The sequence below is a fragment of the Streptomyces yaizuensis genome (assembly GCF_034961445.1).
Classification (GTDB): Bacteria; Actinomycetota; Actinomycetes; order Streptomycetales; family Streptomycetaceae; genus Streptomyces; species Streptomyces yaizuensis.
Genome location: NZ_BSBI01000003.1, coordinates 107,723 through 127,203 on the forward strand (window position 1 = coordinate 107,723; position 19,481 = coordinate 127,203).

At 75.7% G+C, this 19,481-nt stretch carries 18 protein-coding genes and 1 pseudogene; 13 read left to right on the top strand and 6 right to left on the bottom strand.

Features of this window, described 5'->3' with window-relative positions; all coding sequences use genetic code 11:
- Positions 1 to 7: 7 nt before the first annotated feature.
- Genes SYYSPA8_RS08730 through SYYSPA8_RS08740 form a run of 3 tightly spaced genes read left to right on the top strand, consistent with a single transcriptional unit; the run spans position 8 to position 3,110 of the window.
- Positions 8 to 1,267: a glycosyltransferase gene (locus tag SYYSPA8_RS08730; protein WP_323446446.1), complete on the top strand. Its 1,260-nt coding sequence runs from the start codon at positions 8 to 10 to the stop codon at positions 1,265 to 1,267.
- Positions 1,264 to 1,935, top strand: coding sequence for a YveK family protein (locus SYYSPA8_RS08735; RefSeq protein ID WP_323446447.1), 672 nt, complete (start codon positions 1,264 to 1,266; stop codon positions 1,933 to 1,935). The genes SYYSPA8_RS08730 and SYYSPA8_RS08735 overlap by 4 nt, the downstream gene beginning before the upstream one ends.
- 17 nt (positions 1,936 to 1,952) lie before the next feature.
- A complete protein-coding gene (locus SYYSPA8_RS08740; protein ID WP_323446448.1) occupies positions 1,953 to 3,110 on the top strand; it encodes a GNAT family N-acetyltransferase in 1,158 nt (385 codons plus the stop codon).
- Positions 3,111 to 3,824: 714 nt separating this feature from the next.
- Here SYYSPA8_RS08740 and SYYSPA8_RS08745 read toward each other — a convergent pair.
- Positions 3,825 to 4,934 (bottom strand): annotated as a pseudogene (locus SYYSPA8_RS08745) (glycoside hydrolase family 26 protein); the annotation flags it as partial.
- A 188-nt stretch (positions 4,935 to 5,122) separates the two neighbouring features.
- Here SYYSPA8_RS08745 and SYYSPA8_RS08750 point away from each other — a divergent pair.
- Positions 5,123 to 6,496 (top strand): carboxylate--amine ligase, encoded by a 1,374-nt coding sequence (locus SYYSPA8_RS08750; protein WP_323446896.1) that lies wholly within the window; start codon positions 5,123 to 5,125, stop codon positions 6,494 to 6,496.
- 108 nt (positions 6,497 to 6,604) lie between these two features.
- The gene (locus SYYSPA8_RS08755) at positions 6,605 to 7,882 is read left to right on the top strand and encodes an NAD(P)-binding domain-containing protein (RefSeq protein ID WP_323446449.1); all 1,278 of its coding nucleotides are present in this window, start codon (positions 6,605 to 6,607) and stop codon (positions 7,880 to 7,882) included.
- 273 nt (positions 7,883 to 8,155) lie between these two features.
- On the opposite strand, the gene SYYSPA8_RS08760 is transcribed toward SYYSPA8_RS08755, so the two are convergent.
- Entirely contained in the window at positions 8,156 to 8,347 is a 192-nt protein-coding gene (locus SYYSPA8_RS08760) for a hypothetical protein (protein WP_323446450.1), read from the bottom strand.
- Positions 8,348 to 8,855: 508 nt separating this feature from the next.
- Here SYYSPA8_RS08760 and SYYSPA8_RS08765 point away from each other — a divergent pair.
- Together SYYSPA8_RS08765 and SYYSPA8_RS08770 are read left to right on the top strand one after the other, a co-directional pair.
- On the top strand, positions 8,856 to 9,401 hold the full coding sequence (locus SYYSPA8_RS08765) for a DUF4352 domain-containing protein (RefSeq protein ID WP_323446451.1): 546 nt from the start codon (positions 8,856 to 8,858) through the stop codon (positions 9,399 to 9,401).
- Positions 9,402 to 9,445: 44 nt separating this feature from the next.
- Entirely contained in the window at positions 9,446 to 9,982 is a 537-nt protein-coding gene (locus tag SYYSPA8_RS08770; RefSeq protein ID WP_323446452.1) for a DUF5949 family protein, read from the top strand.
- Positions 9,983 to 10,100: 118 nt separating this feature from the next.
- Here SYYSPA8_RS08770 and SYYSPA8_RS08775 read toward each other — a convergent pair whose 3' ends face one another.
- Positions 10,101 to 11,336 carry a cytochrome P450 gene (locus SYYSPA8_RS08775; RefSeq protein ID WP_323446453.1) on the bottom strand — a complete coding sequence of 412 codons (1,236 nt, stop codon included), beginning with the start codon at positions 11,334 to 11,336 and terminating at the stop codon, positions 10,101 to 10,103.
- Positions 11,337 to 11,646: 310 nt separating this feature from the next.
- Between SYYSPA8_RS08775 and SYYSPA8_RS08780 the strand changes: the two genes are divergently transcribed.
- From SYYSPA8_RS08780 to SYYSPA8_RS08790, 3 genes are all read left to right on the top strand, one after another.
- On the top strand, positions 11,647 to 12,150 hold the full coding sequence (locus SYYSPA8_RS08780) for a hypothetical protein (RefSeq protein WP_323446454.1): 504 nt from the start codon (positions 11,647 to 11,649) through the stop codon (positions 12,148 to 12,150).
- A gap of 112 nt (positions 12,151 to 12,262) precedes the next feature.
- A complete protein-coding gene (locus SYYSPA8_RS08785; RefSeq protein ID WP_323446455.1) occupies positions 12,263 to 12,694 on the top strand; it encodes a tyrosinase family oxidase copper chaperone in 432 nt (143 codons plus the stop codon).
- Between the two features lie 58 nt (positions 12,695 to 12,752).
- A complete protein-coding gene (locus SYYSPA8_RS08790; protein ID WP_323446456.1) occupies positions 12,753 to 13,613 on the top strand; it encodes a tyrosinase family protein in 861 nt (286 codons plus the stop codon).
- A gap of 93 nt (positions 13,614 to 13,706) precedes the next feature.
- Here SYYSPA8_RS08790 and SYYSPA8_RS08795 read toward each other — a convergent pair whose 3' ends face one another.
- Positions 13,707 to 13,976 (bottom strand): chaplin, encoded by a 270-nt coding sequence (locus SYYSPA8_RS08795; RefSeq protein ID WP_323446457.1) that lies wholly within the window; start codon positions 13,974 to 13,976, stop codon positions 13,707 to 13,709.
- Between the two features lie 234 nt (positions 13,977 to 14,210).
- Here SYYSPA8_RS08795 and SYYSPA8_RS08800 point away from each other — a divergent pair, with 234 nt between their 5' ends.
- Complete coding sequence (locus SYYSPA8_RS08800) at positions 14,211 to 14,429, top strand: hypothetical protein (protein WP_323446458.1); 219 nt, start codon at positions 14,211 to 14,213, stop codon at positions 14,427 to 14,429.
- Positions 14,430 to 14,529: 100 nt separating this feature from the next.
- On the opposite strand, the gene SYYSPA8_RS08805 is transcribed toward SYYSPA8_RS08800, so the two are convergent.
- Positions 14,530 to 16,137 (bottom strand): N-acyl-D-amino-acid deacylase family protein, encoded by a 1,608-nt coding sequence (locus SYYSPA8_RS08805; RefSeq protein WP_323446459.1) that lies wholly within the window; start codon positions 16,135 to 16,137, stop codon positions 14,530 to 14,532.
- Between the two features lie 55 nt (positions 16,138 to 16,192).
- Positions 16,193 to 17,473 carry an amino acid deaminase gene (locus SYYSPA8_RS08810; RefSeq protein WP_323446460.1) on the bottom strand — a complete coding sequence of 427 codons (1,281 nt, stop codon included), beginning with the start codon at positions 17,471 to 17,473 and terminating at the stop codon, positions 16,193 to 16,195.
- 141 nt (positions 17,474 to 17,614) lie between these two features.
- Here SYYSPA8_RS08810 and SYYSPA8_RS08815 point away from each other — a divergent pair, with 141 nt between their 5' ends.
- Positions 17,615 to 18,715, top strand: a complete 1,101-nt coding sequence (locus SYYSPA8_RS08815; protein ID WP_323446461.1) for a sugar kinase — start codon at positions 17,615 to 17,617, stop codon at positions 18,713 to 18,715.
- Positions 18,712 to 19,464, top strand: a complete 753-nt coding sequence (locus SYYSPA8_RS08820; RefSeq protein WP_323446462.1) for an IclR family transcriptional regulator — start codon at positions 18,712 to 18,714, stop codon at positions 19,462 to 19,464. The genes SYYSPA8_RS08815 and SYYSPA8_RS08820 overlap by 4 nt, the downstream gene beginning before the upstream one ends.
- Positions 19,465 to 19,481 lie beyond the last annotated feature (17 nt).

Below are 19,481 nucleotides of genomic sequence, written 5' to 3' on the forward strand. Positions count from 1 at the left end.
GCCGTCGATGAGGGCGCTGCACATCATCACCGGGCTCGGTGTGGGCGGGGCGGAGCAGCAGTTGCGGCTGCTGCTGCGCCGGCTGCCGCTGGAGTGCGACGTGGTGACCCTGACCAACCCGGGGCCGGTCGCTGACGGGCTGCGGGCGGACGGGGTCCGCGTCCACCACCTGGGGATGGGCGGCAACCGCGACCTGGGGGCGCTGCCCCGGCTCGCCGCGCTGATCCGGCGGGGCGGCTACGGCCTGGTGCACACGCATCTGTACCGGGCGTGCGTGTACGGGCGGCTCGCCGCACGGCTCGCGGGGGTCGCGGCGGTGGCGACCGAGCACTCCCTCGGCGGGGCCGAGATCGAGGGCCGCCCGCTGACCGGCGGCGCACGGGCGCTGTACCTCGGTACGGAACGGCTGGGTTCGGCCACCGTGGCCGTATCCCATACGGTCGCGGACCGGTTGCGGGCCTGGGGCGTCCCGGCGGACCGGATCCATGTCGTCCCCAACGGCATCGACGCCGTCCGCTTCCGTTTCGATCCGCGTACGCGGGCCGCCGCCCGGGCCGCCCTGGGTGTGCCGGCGGACGCGTTCGCCGTCGGCGGGGTGGGCCGGCTCGTGCCCGGCAAACGCTTCGACGAGGTCGTCCGGGCGGTGGCCGCGCTGGAGGACACGGTGCTGCTGCTCGCGGGGGACGGTCCCGAGCGCGGCCCCCTCGAAGCCCTCGCCGCCCGGCTCGGCGTGTCCGACCGCGTCCGCTTCCTGGGCGAGTGCGATGCGGAACCAGTGACTCCAAGAGTGGTTCCCCAGGGGTCGGCGGGGCCCCCGGTCACCGTCCCGGGGCTGCTGTGCGCCGTGGACGTGTTCGTGTCCGCCTCCCGCGAGGAGGCGTTCGGCCTCGCCGTCGTGGAGGCCCTGGCCGCCGGGCTGCCGGTGCTCTACGGCGTCTGCCCCGCCGTGGAGGACCTGCCCCCCGACCGGTCCCCGGGCGCCCGCCGCGTCGACGCCGCCGCCGGACCCCTCGCGGCCGCGCTCCGCCGCGAGCGGGCGGCCGGTCCCCGGCGGCTCGCACCGCCCCCGGCCGTGCACCACTACGACATCGCCCGCTGCGGCGAGCGCCTGATGGACATCTACGCCGGGGTCCTCGCCGCCCCCGCCCACCGCCCGTCCCTGACACCACCGACCTTCGCCCCGGCCATCGCGACACCCACGGCACCCACGGCACGCACAGCACCCACAGCATCTACGGCATCTACGGCAAAGAGAGCACGCACATGACCGACGACCCGACCGAGCAGAAGTCCACCGCCCCCCGCGAGAAGGGGCGCCTGCGCGCCCGGATCACCGCCGCGCTGCGCTGGTGGCCGGTGCCCGTCTGCGCGTTCGCGGGGGCGGCCGCCGGAGCCGCGTACGGAGTGGCCGTACCGCCCCAGTACGCCGCCACCAGCTATGTCGTCGCCGTACCCACCAAGGACGCCCCGCCGGGCGCCGCCCTCGGCTTCGCCCAGGCGTACGGGCGGATCGCCACCGGGGACTCCACCCTCGCGTACGCCCGCGTCGCCGCCGGACTCCCGGCCAAGGTGCTCCGTACCCGGGTACGGGCCGAGACCTCCCCCGACTCGCCGATGATCGCCATCACCGGCACCTCGCGGCGGCCCGCCGAGGCCGCCGACATCGCCAACGCGGTCGCGGACGCCGTCTTCGTGAGCGGCAATCAGGTCGCCAAGAGCACCGGGGTCCAGCTCGTCGGCTTCTCCCAGGCCATCCCGCCCCGGGAGCCCGCGTCGGCGGGGCCCCGGCTCGCCGCCGCCGTCGGGGGCGCGGCCGGCGGCCTGATCGGCGGTCTGGTGCTGCTGGTCCGCCCGCGCCGCAGGGCCCGACCCGCCTCCGTGTCGGTACCCGCCCCGGCCGGCGCGGGCGACGCCGTCGAACGGGAGATGGCCTGATGGGGCGAGTGGGGCGAGTGGGGCGAGCGCGGGCCGGGCTGGAGGCCACCCTCTGCCGTGACCCGCGCGCGTTCGCCCTGCTGCGGTCCGAGTGGGACGCGCTCCAGCGCCGCTGCTCCAGCGCCACCCCGTTCCAGAGCCACGCCTGGCTGGAGTCCTGGTGGCTCTCGTACGGCGGCCGGGGGCGGTTGCGGGTGGTCCTCGTCCGGCTCGACGGACGGCTCATCGCCGCCGCCCCCCTGATGCTGGTGCACCGGCCGCTGCCGCTGCTCGTCCTCCTCGGCGGCCCGATCTCCGACTACGGGGACGTCCTCGTCGACGACGGCCACCAGGGGTGCGCCGTCGCCGCCCTGGAACGCGGCCTGCGCCGGGCCGCCCGCCATGCCGTGGTCGACCTGCGCGAGGTCCGGCCGGGCGCCGCCGCCGAGCGGCTCTACGAGAGCTGGCGCGGCGGTAAGCGCCGGCTCCCCGACTCGGTCTGTCTGGAGCTGCCCGCCGCCCCCATGGACGAACTGGTCCAACGGCTCGCCGCCAAACCCGCCCAGCGGGTGCGGGCCAAGCTCCGCAGGATCGACGCGCTGCGGATCGAGGGCCGCGCGGTCCCGGAGGCGGAGGTCCCCGACGCCATCGGGCATCTGCTGCGGCTCCACGAACTCCAGTGGCGCGGCCGCGGGGTGACGGTGGAGCACCTGCGGCCCCGGTTCGCGGAGCATCTGCTGCGCGCGACCCGGCGCATGGTCCGCGACGGCGACGCGGCCCTCACCGAGTACCGGCGTGACGGGGAGGTGGTGGCGGCCAGTGTGGCGCTGCACTCCTCCGCGCTGACCGGCGGCTATCTCTACGGGGCCCACCCCGGGCTGCGGGAGGAGAAGGTGGACGTGACCGCGATGCTGCTGCGCCAGGAGGCGGAGCTGGCCGCGCGCACCGGGCGGCGGGTGGTGAGCATGCTCCGGGGCCGCGAGCCGTACAAGAGCCACTGGCGGCCGGAGGCCGTCGGCAACCAGCGGCTGCTGATGGCCCCGGCCGCGCTGGAGCCCGTCCTGCGGCTGCACACCGCCCGCGCGGCCTGGCGCGACCGCGCGGCGGGCGCCGTGGCGGCCCGGCTGCCCGCCGCGCAGGAGTGGCGGGCCCGCGTCAACGACCTGCGGGCCTCGCTCCACCGCCCCGGGCCGTAGCGGGCGTCACGAGCGCCACCAGGCGAACCCGTCGTCCAGGAAACGCGGGAGGTCGACGCAGACCGTGCGCCGGCCGAGCCACCGGGCCACCCACGGGCCGAGGTCCACGGGCGCGCACCACTGGCGGGAGTTCAGCCGCCGGGCCGGGACGGCGGGCCGCAGCGCCGGTGGGACGGGCTTGGCGGCCGTGGCGACCAGGGCGGGCGGCGCGGCGGCGGGCAGTGCCGTCGTCGCCGGCCTCGGTGCGGTCACGGACGGTGTCGTCGGGGCGGGCCTCGGCGTTGGAGTCGAGGGCGGTCCGGAGGAGGGCCGCCCGGTCGGCGCGGACGGCCACGCCGACCCGGTCGGCGGGGCCACGGGGACGGACGACGGCACGGGCACGGGAGCGGAGGAGCGGGTGGGTACCGGAGCGGGCACGGGAGCGGGCACGGGAAGGGACGGAGGCGCGGATGGCCGGACGAGCGGTGGCGCCGCGGTGCGCGTCGGCAGGGGCGCCGCAACTGATGTCGCCGTCGGTGTCGGACTCGGCGTCGGACTCGGTGTCGGTGTCGGGCTCGGCGTACGGGTCGGCGCGGGCACGGCCGCCGGCGTCACCGCAGCGGTCGCGGTCCCCGGCGTCCCGGAGGCGGCCGGAGCGCCCGGGGACCCCGTCGGGCCGGGACCCCCCGCAGCCGTCGGAGCCACCGAGGCAGCCGGAAACGGCGTCATCCCCGTCCCCGCCGACGGAAGCGCGGGTGACGGAAGCACCGGCGACGGCAGCACGGGCGACGGCACCACCGGGGCCACCGGCTCCACCGGTTTCACGGGCTCCACCGGCACCGGCTTCGCCAGCATGTCATGGAAGACTCTCGACGATTCGGGGTTGTCATCGCACTGCCAGACGCCGTGCGGACAGTAGTCCGTGATGGTCTGATAGAGCGGTTTCTGCCGCTCGATCCACTCCAGCATGCCCCGCATGTAGGCGGGGTTGTCGCCGTTCCGGAACAGCCCCCACTCGGGATAGGAGATCTCCTTGTTGTGCGCCCGCGCGAACGCCACCTGATCGTGGAGTCCGAACGGCGCCGCCGCCTGTTCCTCGAACGTCCGCCCCGGAGCCTGGTCGTAGGAGTCCATGCCGACGATGTCCACCACGTCGTCGCCCGGGTAGCAGAGGGTCCACGGCACGGCGTCCCGGCCCCGGTTCGGCGCGAAGTCGAACCGGAAGCTCTGCCCCGGCACCGAGCGCATCGCCGTGACCGCACGCCGCCAGTACGCCCGCCACGCCCGTGGATCGGGCCCGCAGCGGTGCGCGTACGTCGTGCCGTTCATCTCCCAGCCCAGCACGACCACCGTGTCCGGCACCCCGAGCGAGACCAGCCGCTCGCCCAGCGCGCGGAAGTGGTGGTCGAAGCGGCCCGCCGCGCCCGCGCGCAGCTTCCAGCGCACCAGCCAGTCGGGGACGCGCTCCTCGTTCCGGTCCAGCATCGGCACGTTCAGGACGAACATGCGGTCGGCCGCCCCCTGCCGCCAGCGCGCCCAGTCCGCGAGGAAGCCCAGGTTCGCGCCCTCGATGTTGCTCCAGCGGTCACCGGGCAGATAGGTGTGCCCGACCCGCAGCTCCGTGCCGCCCAGCCAGCGCGAGAGCTGGTCCATCCGGACCACCCCGGCCGGCCCGTAGTCGAGATACGCGCCCATCGCGACCGTCCCGGACGCGCGCGGGGCTGACCCGGCGCCCGGCGGGGTGAGCCCCGCCGCCCGGTCCCCGTACACGCCCCCGGTGGCCAGCAGACCGGCGGCGACCGATCCGGCACAGGCGGTGGTGAGACGGCGGCGGGGACGGCCCATGGTGTTCCTCCCTGAGAAAACAGCTGATGCGCTCCGAGCGGATGAGCCGTTGACACAACGGCACAGATACGACCGTAGGGAGTAAGTCCTACTTATCGGCAGATTGACAGCACGTCAGTACCCCATTCGCGTAACCGGCCGGATCCTTCCGGACCATCCAGGTGACCAGGTGAAAGGTTGTGACGCTGATGCCGCCCGTCGAATCCGGGGCGCCGGCCGGGCCGTTTCCCATCGAAGCCGGGGCCCGGGGCCGGGCCGAGGACCGGGGACCCGCGCGCGCGGTCGCGGACGCCGGGGTTCCCGCGCTCGTGCTCCGTCTCGACCGCAACCCCTTCCACCACGGGACCCTCGGCGCGATCAGGACGCTGGGACGGGCCGGGGTCGAGGTCCACGCCGTGGTCGAGTCCGCGGCCAGCCCGGTCACCCGCTCCCGCTATCTGCACACCGCGCACCCGCTGCCCCCCGGGGCGCCCGGCCCCATCGCCGCCGACGCCGTCGTCGACCTGCTGCACCGCGTCTCCGACCGCATCGGACGGCGCGCGGTCCTGATCGCCATGGACGATCTGAGCGCCGTCCGCACCGCCGCCGACGCCCACCGGCTCACCGGCCGCTATCTCCTGCCCGACCAGCCCCCGCAGCTGCCCGGCCTCCTCGCCGACAAAGCGGGGCTCGCCGGGGTCTGCGCGGCCGCGGACATCCCCCACCCGCCGAGCCTGCTGCTCTCCGGACCGGACGACGTCCCCGGGGCGGTACGGGCCCTCGGGCTGCCGCTCGTGGCCAAGTGGAGCCGGCCGTGGCTGCTCGGCAGCGGATTCTCCGCCGGGCTCCGCAGCACCACCGTGGTCCGCACCCCGGACGCCGTACGGGCGCTCTGCGACCGGGCGGGCGCGGCGGGCAGCGGCCTGCTCCTCCAGCGCTATCTGCCGGACGGGCCGGACACCGACTGGTTCTTCCACGGCTGCTTCGGCGGGTCCGGGGCGGACGGCGGCCCCGCGCTGCTCCTCGGCGGCAGCGGCCGCAAGGAACTGTCCTGGCCGCCGCGGGCCGGGCTCACCGCCAAGGGCCGCTGGGAGCCCCACCCGGAGGCCGAGGCCGCGGCTCTGCGGCTCGTCGCCCACGTCGGCTACCGGGGCATCCTCGATCTCGACTTCCGGCGGGACCGGCACACCGGCGCGATCCAGCTGCTCGACGCCAACCCGCGCCCCGGCGCGCAGTTCCGGCTCTTCGCCGGGCCGTCCGGCGGACCCGGCGGGCCCGAGCTGGACGTCGTGCGGGCGCTCTACCTCGATCTGACCGGCCGGCCCGTCCCGCCGCAGCCCAGCAGCCCCGGCCGGGTCTTCGTCGCCGAGAACTACGCGCTGCTCGCGGCCCTCGCCCCCGGCCGGCGCCCGGCGCGGGGGCGGCGCGGCGGCCCGCCCCGGCCGCGGGCCGGCGTGGAGACCGCCTGGTACGCGGCGGACGACCCGCGCCCCTTCCTCGCCATGTCCCGGGCCTGGCTCACCCGGGGCGCCGCCAAGGCCGCCCGCGCGGCCCGCCGGTCGGGCCGCGCCGCACCGCCGTGACCACCCCCGTACCCCCGTAGCCCCGTAGCCCCGTATCCCGTACCCCTGTGCACCGCCCCGGGTCACCGACCCGCGGCCCTCCACCCACAGCGAAGAAACGGACCCACCATGTACGACCTGGCAGTGATCGGCGCAGGCCCCTACGGGCTCTCCATCGCGGCCCACGCGGCCGCCGCCGGACTGAGCCTGAAGGTCTTCGGCCGGACCATGGCCTCCTGGCGCGACCACATGCCCGAAGGCATGTTCCTCAAGTCGGAGCCGTGGTCGTCCAATCTCTCCGACCCCTCCGGCGCCCACACCCTCGGCCACTTCGGCGACGAGCACGGCTTTGAAGCGGTGCACGGCCGCCCGCTGCCGATCGCCGCGTTCACCGAGTACGGCATGTGGTTCGCGGAACACGCGGTGCCCGGCGTCGACGAACGGACCGTCGTCCGGGTCGCGCCCGCCGGGAACGGCTTCGCCGTCGAGACCTCCGACGGCGAACGCGTCCTCGCGCGCACCGCCGTCCTCGCCGTCGGCGTGATGCCCTTCGTCACCCTCCCGCAGCAGCTCGCCGCCCTGCCCGCGTCGCATGTCTCGCACAGCAGCGGCCACCGGGACCTGAGCTGCTTCCGCGGCCAGGACGTCACCGTCCTGGGCGCCGGGCAGGCCGCCCTGGAGACCGCGACCCTGCTGGCGGAACAGGGCGCCAGGCCCCGGCTGATCGCCCGCAGGCCCCGGCTCAACTGGAACACCCCGCCCGAACCGCTCCAGCGCGGCCCCCTGAGGGCGCTGCGCACCCCGCACAGCGGCCTGGGCACCGGCTGGACCAGCTGGGTCTGGTCGGAGGCCCCCTGGGCGGTGCGGACCCTGCCCGGCCCGGCCCGCCAGCACATCGCCCGTACCGCGCTGGGCCCGGCGGGCGCCTGGTGGCTGCGCGAACGCTACGAACGCAGGGTGCCCGCGCTCCTCGGGCACGGGCTGCGCGGGGCCGAGGCCCGGGGCGGCCGGGTGCTGCTGCGGCTGACCACCCCCGGCGGCGCGGCCACCGCCGTCGAGACCGACCATGTGATCGCCGCGACCGGCTTCACCCCGGACCTGGCCCGGCTCGGCATGCTCGACGCGTCGCTGCGAAGGGCCGTCGCCACCACCCCGGGCGGCGGGCGCACCCCCGAACTGAGCGCCGGCTTCGAGTCCTCCTGCCCCGGCCTCTTCTTCGCCGGGCTGCTGACCGCGCCGTCCTTCGGGCCCTCCATGCGCTTTGTGCACGGCGCGACCTTCACCGCGAACCGGCTGGTCGCGGGGGTGCGCCGGCGGCTGCGCACCCGTACGGCGGTCCGGCTGCCCCGGCCCGCCACCCCCGCGTTCGTCACCCCGGGGTCGCCGGGCCCGGTCCGCAAGGGCTGACGGCGTGGACGGTTCCCCGGGGACGGCGGCGGCCCCGGGGGAGTGCCCCCGTTCCGGTCGGGTGGCTGTGTGTCATAACCGGTGGCGGGGCCCCGGGGTGCGGCTGAGCAGGTCGGGGTAGCGGATCAGTCGGGCCCATTCGCGGTCGGGTGCGCCGGGCAGGGTGCGTCCGGCGCCTGCCCGTTCGTGTAGCGGCCGTTCGTGGACGGTGTTGTCGCCCCCCGGGGTCGGGTCCCCGGGGGAGTGCCCGCGCTCCGGTCGGGTGGCTGTGTGTCATAACCGGTGGCGGGGCCCCGGGGTGCGGCTGAGCAGGTCGGGGTAGCGGATCAGTCGGGCCCATTCCCGGTCGGGCGCGCCGGGCAGGGTGCGGCCCGCGCCCGCCCATTCCCGTACCAGCCGTTCGTAGACCGGGTTGTCGCCCCGGGCCGGCTCACCGGCCGGGGCGGCCCCGCGCTGCGTGGGCACCGGCTGTGTCTCTACGCGCTGCCACCGGGCAGCGGAGGAAGTTCTCGCCATGCGTCCCCAACGCCCGCCGACCCGGTCGCGTCACCGGCCCGGCGGGGGAGACCGGAAGCGCGCGGAGGACCGGAGGCGCTCCGGTACGCGCCGGTGCGCCCCGGATCGTGCCCGGCGGTCGGGCCCCCGCGTCGGGCGCTCACCGCAAGCGCCCGACGCGCGCCCCCCTGCGGTTCCTCCGCCGCTCCCGGGTGGACCCTCCGGGCGAAACCGGGCGCGACACGGCCCCGAAGCCCCGGACCCGGCCGCCGGGGCGGTGAAGATGGCGCGGATGGCGTCGATAGGGCGTTGGGACAGGACGTCGATACGGAGAACGGACGGCTCCGGGCCCGCCCCGGACCCCGGTGGCGTGCGTGGCGTGCCCGGCACGGCCCGTACCCCCGTACCCCGGTGGATCCGCGGGACCCGCGAGGACCGGCAGGACAGGGCGGCCTGAGAGGGAGCGATGCGACGACACATGGCTTCGGCGCTGCTGGTGGCGGCGCTCGCGCTGGCGACGGCGGGCTGCCGGGAGTGGCCCGGCCGGGGCCCGGCCGACGCCCGGCCGCCCGCCCCCGCCGCCGTGCCCGCGCGGGAGGCCGCCCCCGCCTGGGTCGGCGACGCGGTGGACCTCGGCGGCCGCGGCTACGGGGAGCATCTGCGGATCGCCGTCCTCGGCCAGGTCGACCCCGCCGTCCCCGCCCGCGCCACCGCCGCGGAACCGCCCGCCGGGACCCGCCGGATCGGCGCCCGGCTCAGCGTCCTCAACTTCGGCGGCCGTCCCTTCGACGCCTCCCGCGCCCGCACCTGGGTGGAGGACGCCGACGGCCGCCGCCACCGCCCGGTCGCCACCGGCACCCTCACCACGGGCCGCCCCCTGGCCTGGAACACCCTCGCGGTCGGCGAGCAGCGCGACGGCTGGCTCGTCTACCAGGTCCCCGAACGGGCCAGGATCGTACGGCTCCACTGCGCCGCCGGTGGCCGGACCGTCTCCTGGCAGCTCCGCTTTCCCCCGCGCGGGTGAACGCCGGACCCGCCGCGCTCCCCCCGGGGCTAGGGTGCCGGACCATGACTCTTGCGCACTCCGCCGGGCACTCCGCCGGAAACTCCGCCGGGCATTCCGCCGGGAACCCCGTGCAGCGTGGCCACCTCGGCACCGTCTCCCTGCTCGCCTGGGCCGGTGACCCGGCGGCCGGCCACGACACCCCCTATCTGCTGCTCTACTCGCTCGGCGACGGCAGCGCCGGACCCGAGGCGACCGTCGCCGCCATGGCCCGGCTGATCACGGAGGCGGGGCTGCGCACGGGCGGCGGGCTCACCGACGCCACCGCCCCCGGCGCCACCTCGCCGCTGCGGCTGCTGATCGAGGGCGGGTACGCGGTGCTCAACCTCCCCGGCGTGAGCGCCCAGTGCGCCGCGCCGCCCGAGTGGCTCGCGGCCGTCGCCGTACGCGGCCACGCCCATGTGATCATCGGCAGCCTGCCCTGGCCGCAGGCCGTCCCCGGGTACCCCGTCAGCGAGGAGGCGCTCCACTCCTACGTGGGCCAGGAGGACATCCTGCTCGCCGCCGGGCACGCCCTGGTCCCGGTCGGCCGCCTGCGCTGACCCGCGCCGCGCCCCGGCGGATCCCGGCGCGCCCCGGCCCCGTGACGACCCCGGGCGACCGTGCTCCCCCGGCTGTCCGCAGCCCCGGGCGGGCCCCGGCCGCCCCCGCCCCGGGAGGTCAGCCCGGGGCGAACGGCAGCGACCGCACCCGGTTGTCGAAGCTGGAGTCCACCAGCCGCGCCGGGCCCGTCGCCCGCACCCCCGGCGCCCGGGTGAGCAGCGCCGAGAACACCGCCTTCAGCTCCTGCCGCGCCAGATGGGCCCCGAGACAGTGGTGCGGCCCCCCGCCCCCGTACCCCAGATGCGGATTGGGGTCCCGGGTGATGTCGAAGACGTCCGGGTCCTCGAAGACCCGCTCGTCGCGGTTGGCGGACGCGTACAGCAGCACCACTTTCTCGCCAGGCCGGAACACCCGTCCGGCCAGTGAGCATTCGGCGGCCACGGTCCGGCGGAACTGGATGATCGGGGTGGAGTGGCGCACGATCTCCTCCACCGCGCCGTCCGCGTACCGCCCGGGGTCCGACTCCAGCAGCGCCCGTTGCCGCGGATGGTCGGTCAGCAGCGTCAGCCCGTGCGCGATGGCGTTGCGGGTGGTCTCCACCCCGGCCACCAGCAGCAGCGAGAAGAACGCGCCCAGCTGGCGGGAGGAGAGCGCCTGCCCGTCGACGTCGGCGGTCACCAGGGCCGAGATCAGATCCCCGGCCGGCCGGCGGCGCCGCTCCCGGGCCAGGTCCGCCATCAGCCACTGGAGCCGGGCCAGCGACCGCAGTCCGCGCCCCGGCAGCCGCAGCCGCCGCCGGGCCACGCCCACGTTCTCCGACGCCCCGTCGACGCGGCGCGCGATGCCCTCCCGGTACGGCTCCGGAATGCCCATCAGGTCGCAGATGACCGTGAACGGCAGCCGGGACGCCACGGCGGCCACGAAGTCGCCCGGTCCGCCGCGCACCGCGTCCGCGACGATCCTCTCCGCCGCCGTGCGGACGTCCTCCTCCGCCCGGGCCAGCAGCCGGGGCGTGAAGGCGCGGGAGACGATCCGGCGCAGGGCCGCGTGCTCCGCCCCGTCCATGTTGACCATGGAGTTGCCGAAGACGGCCTTCGCCCAGCGGGCGGGCTCGGGGACGGTGACGCCGGGCGCGCTGGCGAAGTGCCGGGGCGAACGGCTCGCCTCCCGGACGTCCGCGTGGCGCACCAGCGCGTACCAGCCGGGCCCGGGGCCGAAGCGGACCGGCGCTTCCAGCTCGCGCAGGAGCGCGAAGGAGGCCAGCCGCCGGTCCCGGGGCAGCCGCCAGAACGCCGGGTCCCCGAGATCGACGGCAGCGGGTCGGGTGGGGGCGTACGGGGCGTGCACGGGCATGACCTCCTGTACGGGGGTGGCGGGCCGGACGGCGCTCCGGGCCCGGGGCGGCCATGCTGACCCGCCGGGCGGCCGGACCGCCCCCGGCGCGGCCCGGCGGGCGCGCGATTCACTCCGTTCACCCCTGTTTCCCTCGTCCGTGCGACTTGCGGGCGACCTCCGTGCGACCTCCGCGCGCCCGCGCACTGCTGCGGAGGGGGGAACTTTGCAGTGGTTGTGCCGTCCGGCTCGTTGTTGTTCGCGGAGGATCCCACCGTCGCGGTGGGACACCGCAGGACATACGCAGGACACAGAGGGGACAGAGGGACCGATGAAGTCGACCACCCGCGGGACTCTTGCGGCGGTACTGGCCTGTATGGCGTCGGCGGTGGGTGCCGCGCCTGCCGTGGCCGGCACCTCGGTGCCGGTCACCCTGCCGCTGGAGAGCCTGGAGACCGTCGTGCCGATCGAGGCGCCGAGCCTTGCCACCGGGGTGCCGGTGCCGGTGCCCGGTGCGCTGGAGGGGCCCCGGCACGCGCCCGGCCGACTGCTGCCGGAACGGATCCTGCCGCAGGTGCCGTTCACCGCCGAGCTGCCCCGGACGGTGGCCGCGCTGCCGCTGGAACACCCGCTGCGGGAAGGCAGGCTCGGGGTCGCGACGCTCGCGTCGGCGGCCGAGGACCTGCTGGTGACCACGCCCGGGGCGACGCTGGGGGCGCCGGTTTCGGCCCCCCGGCCGGAACTGCTCGGACAGCCCGAGCCGGTGCTGCCGCAGGCCGCGCTGCTCACGCCGCAGCTCACCGGGGCCCCGGGCGCGGCGCTGCTGTTCGGCTGACACCCGCCCCCGCCCGCCGGGTCGCGGGCCGTCCCGCGCCCCGGCGGCCGTAGCGTGACCCGGCGGGCCCCGGCCGTCCGCGTACGCACAGCACCCCGAAAGGACCCGGCGCATGCCCCTGCCCGTGCGGCCCGGCCGCCGTACCGCGCTCCGTGCCCTGTTCACCGTGTCGGTGCTCGGGGGCGCCGCCGGGGCGCTCGCCCCGCTCCTCGCCCACCGCGCCCGCACCGGGCGCCCGGTCCGCGAGGCCCCCGCGCTGGAGCGGTTCGCCGAGATGTACCGGGGCCGGCTCATCGAGGGCGGCACGGCCGTGCTCGTCCCGGCGGGCGCGGCCTCCGGCGGGGCGGCACCGGGCCCGCCGGGCGCGGAGGTCCGCATCGACGGCCGGCCGCTGCCGGTGCTGCGCCGCGCGGACGGCAGCTATCTCAGCACCGTCCACCACTACGAGTCCTTCCCGACGCTGCACGCGCTGGCCCGCGCGGCGGTGGACGAACTGGGCCCGGGGCAGCTGGCCCGCGTACCCCCCGGCGGGCACGGCCACTGACGCCACCCGACCCCCCTGCCCCCTGCCCCACGGTGGACGAACGCGAGGAGCGGACCTGGTGCACATCCGCAAGAACCAGCGGAATCTCACCCGCGACGAGAAGCGGCGGCTGGTGGAAGCGCTGCTGGAGCTGAAACGCCGGGGCGAGTACGACGAGTTCGTCCGCATGCACGGCGAGTTCTATGTCACCGACGCCGAGGCGCGGCCCCGGCCGGCCCATATGACGCCGTCCTTCTTCCCCTGGCACCGGCGGTACCTGCTGGAGTTCGAGCGGGCGCTCCAGCGGATCGACCCGTCCGTCACCGTCCCGTACTGGGACTGGACGGCGGACGACTCGCCCCGCTCCTCGCTCTGGGCGGACGACTTCCTGGGCGGTACGGGGCGGCTGGGCGACCATCAGGTGATGGACGGGCCCTTCGCATACCGCAACGGCGGCTGGCGGATCGAGTCCCGGATCACCGACGGCCGCTATCTCACCCGTGACCTCGGCCGCCCGGCGGCCCCGGTCGCCCTGCCGACGCGGGCGGACGTGGACCGCGCGCTGCGGCAGCCGGTCTACGACGAGCCGCCGTGGAACTCGACCTCCCGGGCCGGGCTGCGGAACGCGATCGAGGGGTGGAACGTGGACGGCGAGCGCTGGCGCAACCACAACCGGGTGCACCGCTGGGTGGGCGGTCTTATGACGGGCGCGACCTCGCCCAACGACCCCGTCTTCTGGCTCCACCACGCCTTCATCGACCTGCTCTGGACCCGCTGGCGCCGGGCGCACCCGAAGGCGGCGGCGTATCTGCCGGGGCGGCGGCTGCCCGCCTCCGACCCGCAGGCCGGGCGGATCTTCGCGCTGGACGACCCGATGCCGCCGTGGGACGTACGGCCCTCCGCGCTGCTGGACCACAGCCGGATCTACCGCTACGCCTGAGCCGGGCCGCGGCGAACCGGCCGCGGGAACGACCGAGGTCTCCCCCGTCCTGGGAGTGACGGGAGAGACCTCGATGCTCGGGGCGTGCGGTGCTCAGTGGCCGTAGGCCGGCTCCGTGGTCTCCGACGCGTTGATGCAGGTGTTGCCGAACGCCGGGTTGAGCAGCGCGATGATGTCGATGGTGTTGCCACAGAGGTTGATCGGGACGTGGACGGGCACCTGGACCAGGTTGCCGGAGAGCACACCGGGGGAGTTGGCGGCCACGCCCTGCGCCCCGGCGTCGGCCGTGGCCAGGCCGGAACCACCGACGAGGAGGGCGCCCGAGCCCACGATGACGGCGGCGGCCTTGGCGATACGCGACATCAAGTTCTCCTTGCACTTTCGGAACACCAGCCACAGGGGTTGCGGCCTTCACGGTGCTACAACGCGGTGATCCGCGAGCGGTAACGGCGATCTTCCAAAGTGACCGCCCATGCCGTAGCGCACTGGTGTCCACCGGGACGTGAACCCTGCGGGGGGACCCGCCCGCGATCCTGCCCGCGATCCCGCCGGCGATCCGGGCGTGACCTGGCGGGCGGACCGGGCGTTGCACAGCACATGATCCGTTCCCACCGCTACCTGTCCGCGGCCGCCGTCACGGCCGCCGCCTGCGCGCTGTCCCTGTCCGCCGCCGGTGCCGCCGAGGCGGCCCCCGCCGCGCCCCGGCCCTCCTCGTCGGGCGAGGTGGACCGCAATCTGATCAAGCCCCCGCCGGGCGGGGTGCTCGCGCCCGCGACCGATCTGCTCCAGCAGGTGGGCCTGGTGCCCATGCCCTGACCGGGCCCGCCGTCCGGACGGCGGAACGGCGGGATCACGGCCGCGTCCTCCGTGGTCTCGCCGTACCGGCACCGATGGCACCGCGTACGCGGTACCGGTCTCAGCCCGTGGGGACGCGGCGGACCGAGCGGCCCGCCAGGACGTCCGTGCGCACCCCGTCCTCGATGACGAACCGGCCGTCGATCAGGACATGCGGGATGCCGGTCGGCAGGGTGCGCGGGGCCTCGAAGGTGGAGCCCGCCGCGACCGTCTCCGGGTCGAAGAGGACCAGGTCGGCGCGGTATCCCTCGCGGACCAGGCCCCGGTCGGGCAGCCGCAGCCGGGCGGCCGGCCGGGAGGTGAGGTGGGCCACCGTCTCCTCCAGGGAGAGGATCCCCAGCTCCCGCGCGTAACGGCCCAGGTAGTGCGGGAAGGTGCCGTAGGCGCGCGGATGCGGCTTGGCGCCCTGGAGGATGCCGTCGCTGCCGCCGGTGTGCACGCGGTGGCGCATGATCTGCCGGACGTTCTCCTCGTGGCCCACGTGCTGGAGGATGGTCGAGCCGAGCCGGTCCTCGATCAGGAGCCGGCGGGCGGTGGTCCACGGGCTCTCGCCGCGCTCCCGCGCCGACTGTTCGATCGTCTTTCCCACATACCCGGCGAGCGACGGCTCGGAGACCCCGGAGATCTCGATCGTCTCCCACTCCATGGCCACGCCGTGGCAGCCGTCGGAGCCGATCTCCTCCAGGTGGTGGCGTATCCGCTCGGCGGTGGTGTCGTCGGCGAGCCGGGCCAGGAGCGCGTCCGGGCCGCCCTCGGCCGCCCAGCTGGGCAGGACGGCGACGAGCGTCGTGGAGCCGGGGGTGTACGGGTAGGTGTCGAGCGAGATGTCGGCGCCGTCCGCGAGCGCGCCGTCGAGCAGGGTCAGCAGATCGCCCGCCCGGCCCTTGTTCACGCCGAAGTTCATGGTGGCGTGCGCCAGGTGCAGGGCGCAGCCCGCGTCCCGGGTGAGCCGCACCATCTCCTCGTACGCCTCCAGGGCCCCGGCGCCGTACGAGCGGTGGTGCGGGCAGTAGTAGCCGTCGTACGCGGCCACCACCCGGCACAGCTCGGTCAGTTCGGCGTCCTTCGCGTACATGCCGGGGGTGTAGGTCAGCCCGGAGGACATGCCGACGGCGCCCTGTTCCAGGCCCTCGGCGACCAGCTGCTTCATCCGGGTCAGCTCGGTGTCGGTGGCGGGGCGGTCGTCCCAGCCGACCGCGTACATCCGGACCGTGCCCTGCGGGATCAGATAGGCGGCGTTGACGGCGATGCCGCGGTCGAGGCGGTCCAGGTACTCGCCGACGGTCCGCCAGTCGAAGTCGACGGAGTCGTCGCCGGGCCCGCCGCCGTTCCAGCCGTTGATGGCCCGGCGGACGCCCTCCAGGGTGCGGTCGTCGACGGGCGCGTACGACAGGCCGTCCTGGCCGAGGACTTCGAGGGTCACGCCCTGGGCGGCCTTCGCCTCGTGCGCCGGGTCGCGCAGCAGGGCGAGATCGCTGTGGGCGTGCATGTCGATGAAGCCGGGGGAGAGCGCGAGCCCCGACGCGTCCAGGGTGCGGGCGCCGGGGAGCGCGGGGTCGCCCTCGCGGCGGATCGCGGCGATCCGCCCGCCGTCCAGGCCGACGTCGGCGCGGTAGGAGGCGCCTCCGCCGCCGTCGATGACGCGGGCGTCGCGAATGACCAGATCCATGGTTCCCCTCGTCGGGTCGTCGGGTCGTCGTGCCGGTTCGCCGGAAGCGGCGGGCTCAGAAGAAGGTGCGGATGTAGTCGGTGACGGTGCCGTCCGCCTCGACCAGCGGGATCAGCTGCCACTTGTCGAAGGAGGTGCAGGGGTGGGAGAGGCCCATGCCCAGCCAGTCCCCGACCTTCAGATCGGTGCCGGGCTCGGTACGGACCCAGCCGTGCTGGTCGGAGAGGCCGCTGACGGTGATGCCGGTGGCGGGGCGGATCGCGCCGGTGCGGCCGTCGCGGACCACCTGCGCCTCGGGCAGGTCGAGGTCGTAGGCGGCGTCCCGCTTGCCCGCGTTGACGAACGCCTGGCCGTCCTCGGGGCGGGACACGACCTGCGCCCAGAGCCGGAACGCGCTCTGGAGCGTGCCCTCGTCGGGGACCCGGTTGAAGGGGGTGAGATGGCGGTAGTGGCCGTCGTCGTGGGAGACGTACGCGCCCGAGCGCAGCAGCTTCAGCACCGGCAGGGAGAGCGCGGGGATGTCGGCGAAGACATCGGCGACCGCGTCGAACCAGGCGCTGCCGCCCGCGCTGACGACGATCTCCCCGGCGCCGTCGAACCGGCCCTCCGCGTCGAAGGCGGCGGCCAGCGCGGTGAGCCTGCGCAGCCAGGCGCGCACCCGCTCGCCGTCGGCGTCCGGGACCTCCCCCTCGTACCCGGCGACGCCCACGAGCCGCAGCGAGGCGGCGGCGGCCACGGCGTCCGCGACGGCGGCGCACCCGGCCTCCGTGCGGACCCCGGTGCGGGCCCCGTCGCCCGCGCCCAGCTCCACGACGACATCGAGCGGCCGGGGTGCTCCGGCGGCGCTCAGGGCCTCGTCCATCAGCTCGACCCCGCGCACGGAGTCCACGTAGCAGACGAACCGGAACTCCGGGTCGGCCAGTTCGCCGGCGAGCCAGCGCAGCGCGGCCGCGTCGACGACCTCGTTGGCGAGGAAGATCCGGGAGATGCCGTGGGCGCGGCAGACCCGGGCCTGGTGGGGTACGGCGACGGTGACGCCCCAGGCGCCGTGCTCCAGCTGGCGGGCGAAGAGCTGCGGCGACATCGAGGTCTTGCCGTGCGGGGCGAAGGCGAGGCCGTGGCGCTCGGAGTAGGTCTGGAGCAGCCGCAGGTTGTGTTCGACGGACTCGGCGGAGAGGGCGAGCACGGGGGTGGTGAAGCCGCCGGTGAAGAGGTTGCGGCGCTGGTCGGCGAGTTCGCCGACGGTCAGCCCGGTGGCGTCCGGGGGCAGCGCCTTGAACCGGTGGTCGACGGTCTCCAGCCGGAACGGGTCACTCTTCTGGTCGGCGGCGGTCACGGTGCCTCCTTCGGGGCGGCGATCGAGCGGGCGTTGCACTATCTGCAACACTCATTGCGCATAACGCTCGGTGCTGTCTAACATCCGGCGCAGCACCGGGTCAATGGATCCGGCCCCACACACCCCGCGAGGAGCCCCCAGGTGAGCAGCCTGACCGGAACCGCAGCCGTGGATGTCACCGACACCGATGTCATCTGCCTGGGCGAGTCCATGGTCACGTTCCTTCCCTCCCGGCCCGGACGCCTGGCCGACGTGCCGTCCTTCGACCGCACCATCGGCGGCGCCGAGTCCAATGTCGCCTGCGCCCTCGCCGCTGCCGGGCACCGCGCCCGCTGGGTCAGCCGGGTCGGCACCGACGGCTTCGGCGACCATCTGATCCGGGCGATCGGGGCGTACGGCGTCGACACCGGCGCCGTCGGCCGCGACCCCGCCCGGCCCACCGGCGTCTACTTCCGCACCGCCACCGACCGCTCCACCGACGCCCACGAGGTCGTCTACTACCGGCGCGGCTCGGCCGCCTCCGCGATGTCCCCGGCCACCGTCCCGCCCGCCGCGCTCGCCGGGGCCCGCGTGCTCCACCTCTCCGGGATCACCGCCGCGCTCTCCGGCGACTGCCTCGACCTGATGCGGGAGCTGACCACCCGCAGGCCGGGCCGCCCGCTGGTCTCCTTCGACGTCAACCACCGGCCCGGACTCTGGCGTGACCCCGACGGCGCCCGGGTCCTGCTCGACCTGGCGCGCGGCGCCGACCTGGTCTTCGTCGGCGAGGACGAGGCCGCCGACGCCTGGGGCCTGATCGGACCCGACGCCATCCGCGCCGCCCTGCCGGAGCCCGCCGCCGTCGTCGTCAAGCAGGGCGCCCAGGGCGCGACCGAGTACGCCCGCGACGGCTTCACCGCCCCCGAGGCACCGGACCCGACGGCAGGGGACGCCGGGGACGCCGGGGAGACGGTCACCCGCGAGCCCGCGCCCGTCGTCGAGGTCGCCGCCCCCGTCGGCGCCGGGGACGCCTTCGCCGCCGGCTACCTCTCCGCCCTGCTGCGCGGACTGACCGCCCGCGACCGGCTGCGCCACGGCCACCTCATGGCCGCCGCCGCCCTCACCGTCCCCGGGGACGTCGCCGTACCCCCCGCCACCGGCCACGCCGACCGCCTCGCGGCCCTGTCCGGCGACGCCTGGGGCACACTTCGTCTCGGCCCCGGCTGGACCACCGCCGGGGATGAGGAGGGACACGCACCATGAGCCAGACCGTCGACCGCGCCCTGAGCATCCTGCCGCTGCTCGCCGAGGGCCCCGCAGACCTCGGACAGGTCGCGACCCGTCTCGGCGTCCACAAATCCACCGCGCTGCGGCTGCTGCGCACCCTCCACGACCACGGGCTCGTCTACCGCCAGCAGGACCAGCGCTACCGCCTGGGCGCCCGGCTCTTCGCCCTCGCCCAGGAGGCCGTGGAGAACCTGGACGTCCGCGAGATCGCCCACACCCACCTCGTCACCCTCAACGAGCAGATCGGCCACACCGTCCATCTCGCCGTGTACGAGGAGAGCGAAGTCCTCTACATCGACAAGGTCGAGAGCCGCTACCCGGTACGGATGTACTCCCGCATCGGCAAGCCGGTGGCCATCACCGTCGCCGCCGTGGCCAAGCTGCTCCTGGCCGACCTCCCCGAGCACGAGCGGCGGGCCGTCGCCGAGAAGCTCGACTACCCCCTGTACACCTCCCGTTCGACACCGAACGCCGCCGCCTTCCTCAAGGAGCTGGCGACCGTACGCGAACAGGGATGGGCCACCGACCTCGGCGGCCACGAGGAGTCGATCAACTGCATCGGCGCCCCCATCCGGGGCGCGGCCGGCCGGGTCGTCGCCGCCATGTCGGTCTCCGCGCCGAACGTGGTCGTCACCGCCGAGGAACTCCTCACCCTCCTCCCCCTGGTGCGCCGCACCGCGGAGGCCATCAGCCGGGAGTACTCCGGCTCGGTCACACCGCACTGACCCCGCACCGACCCCGT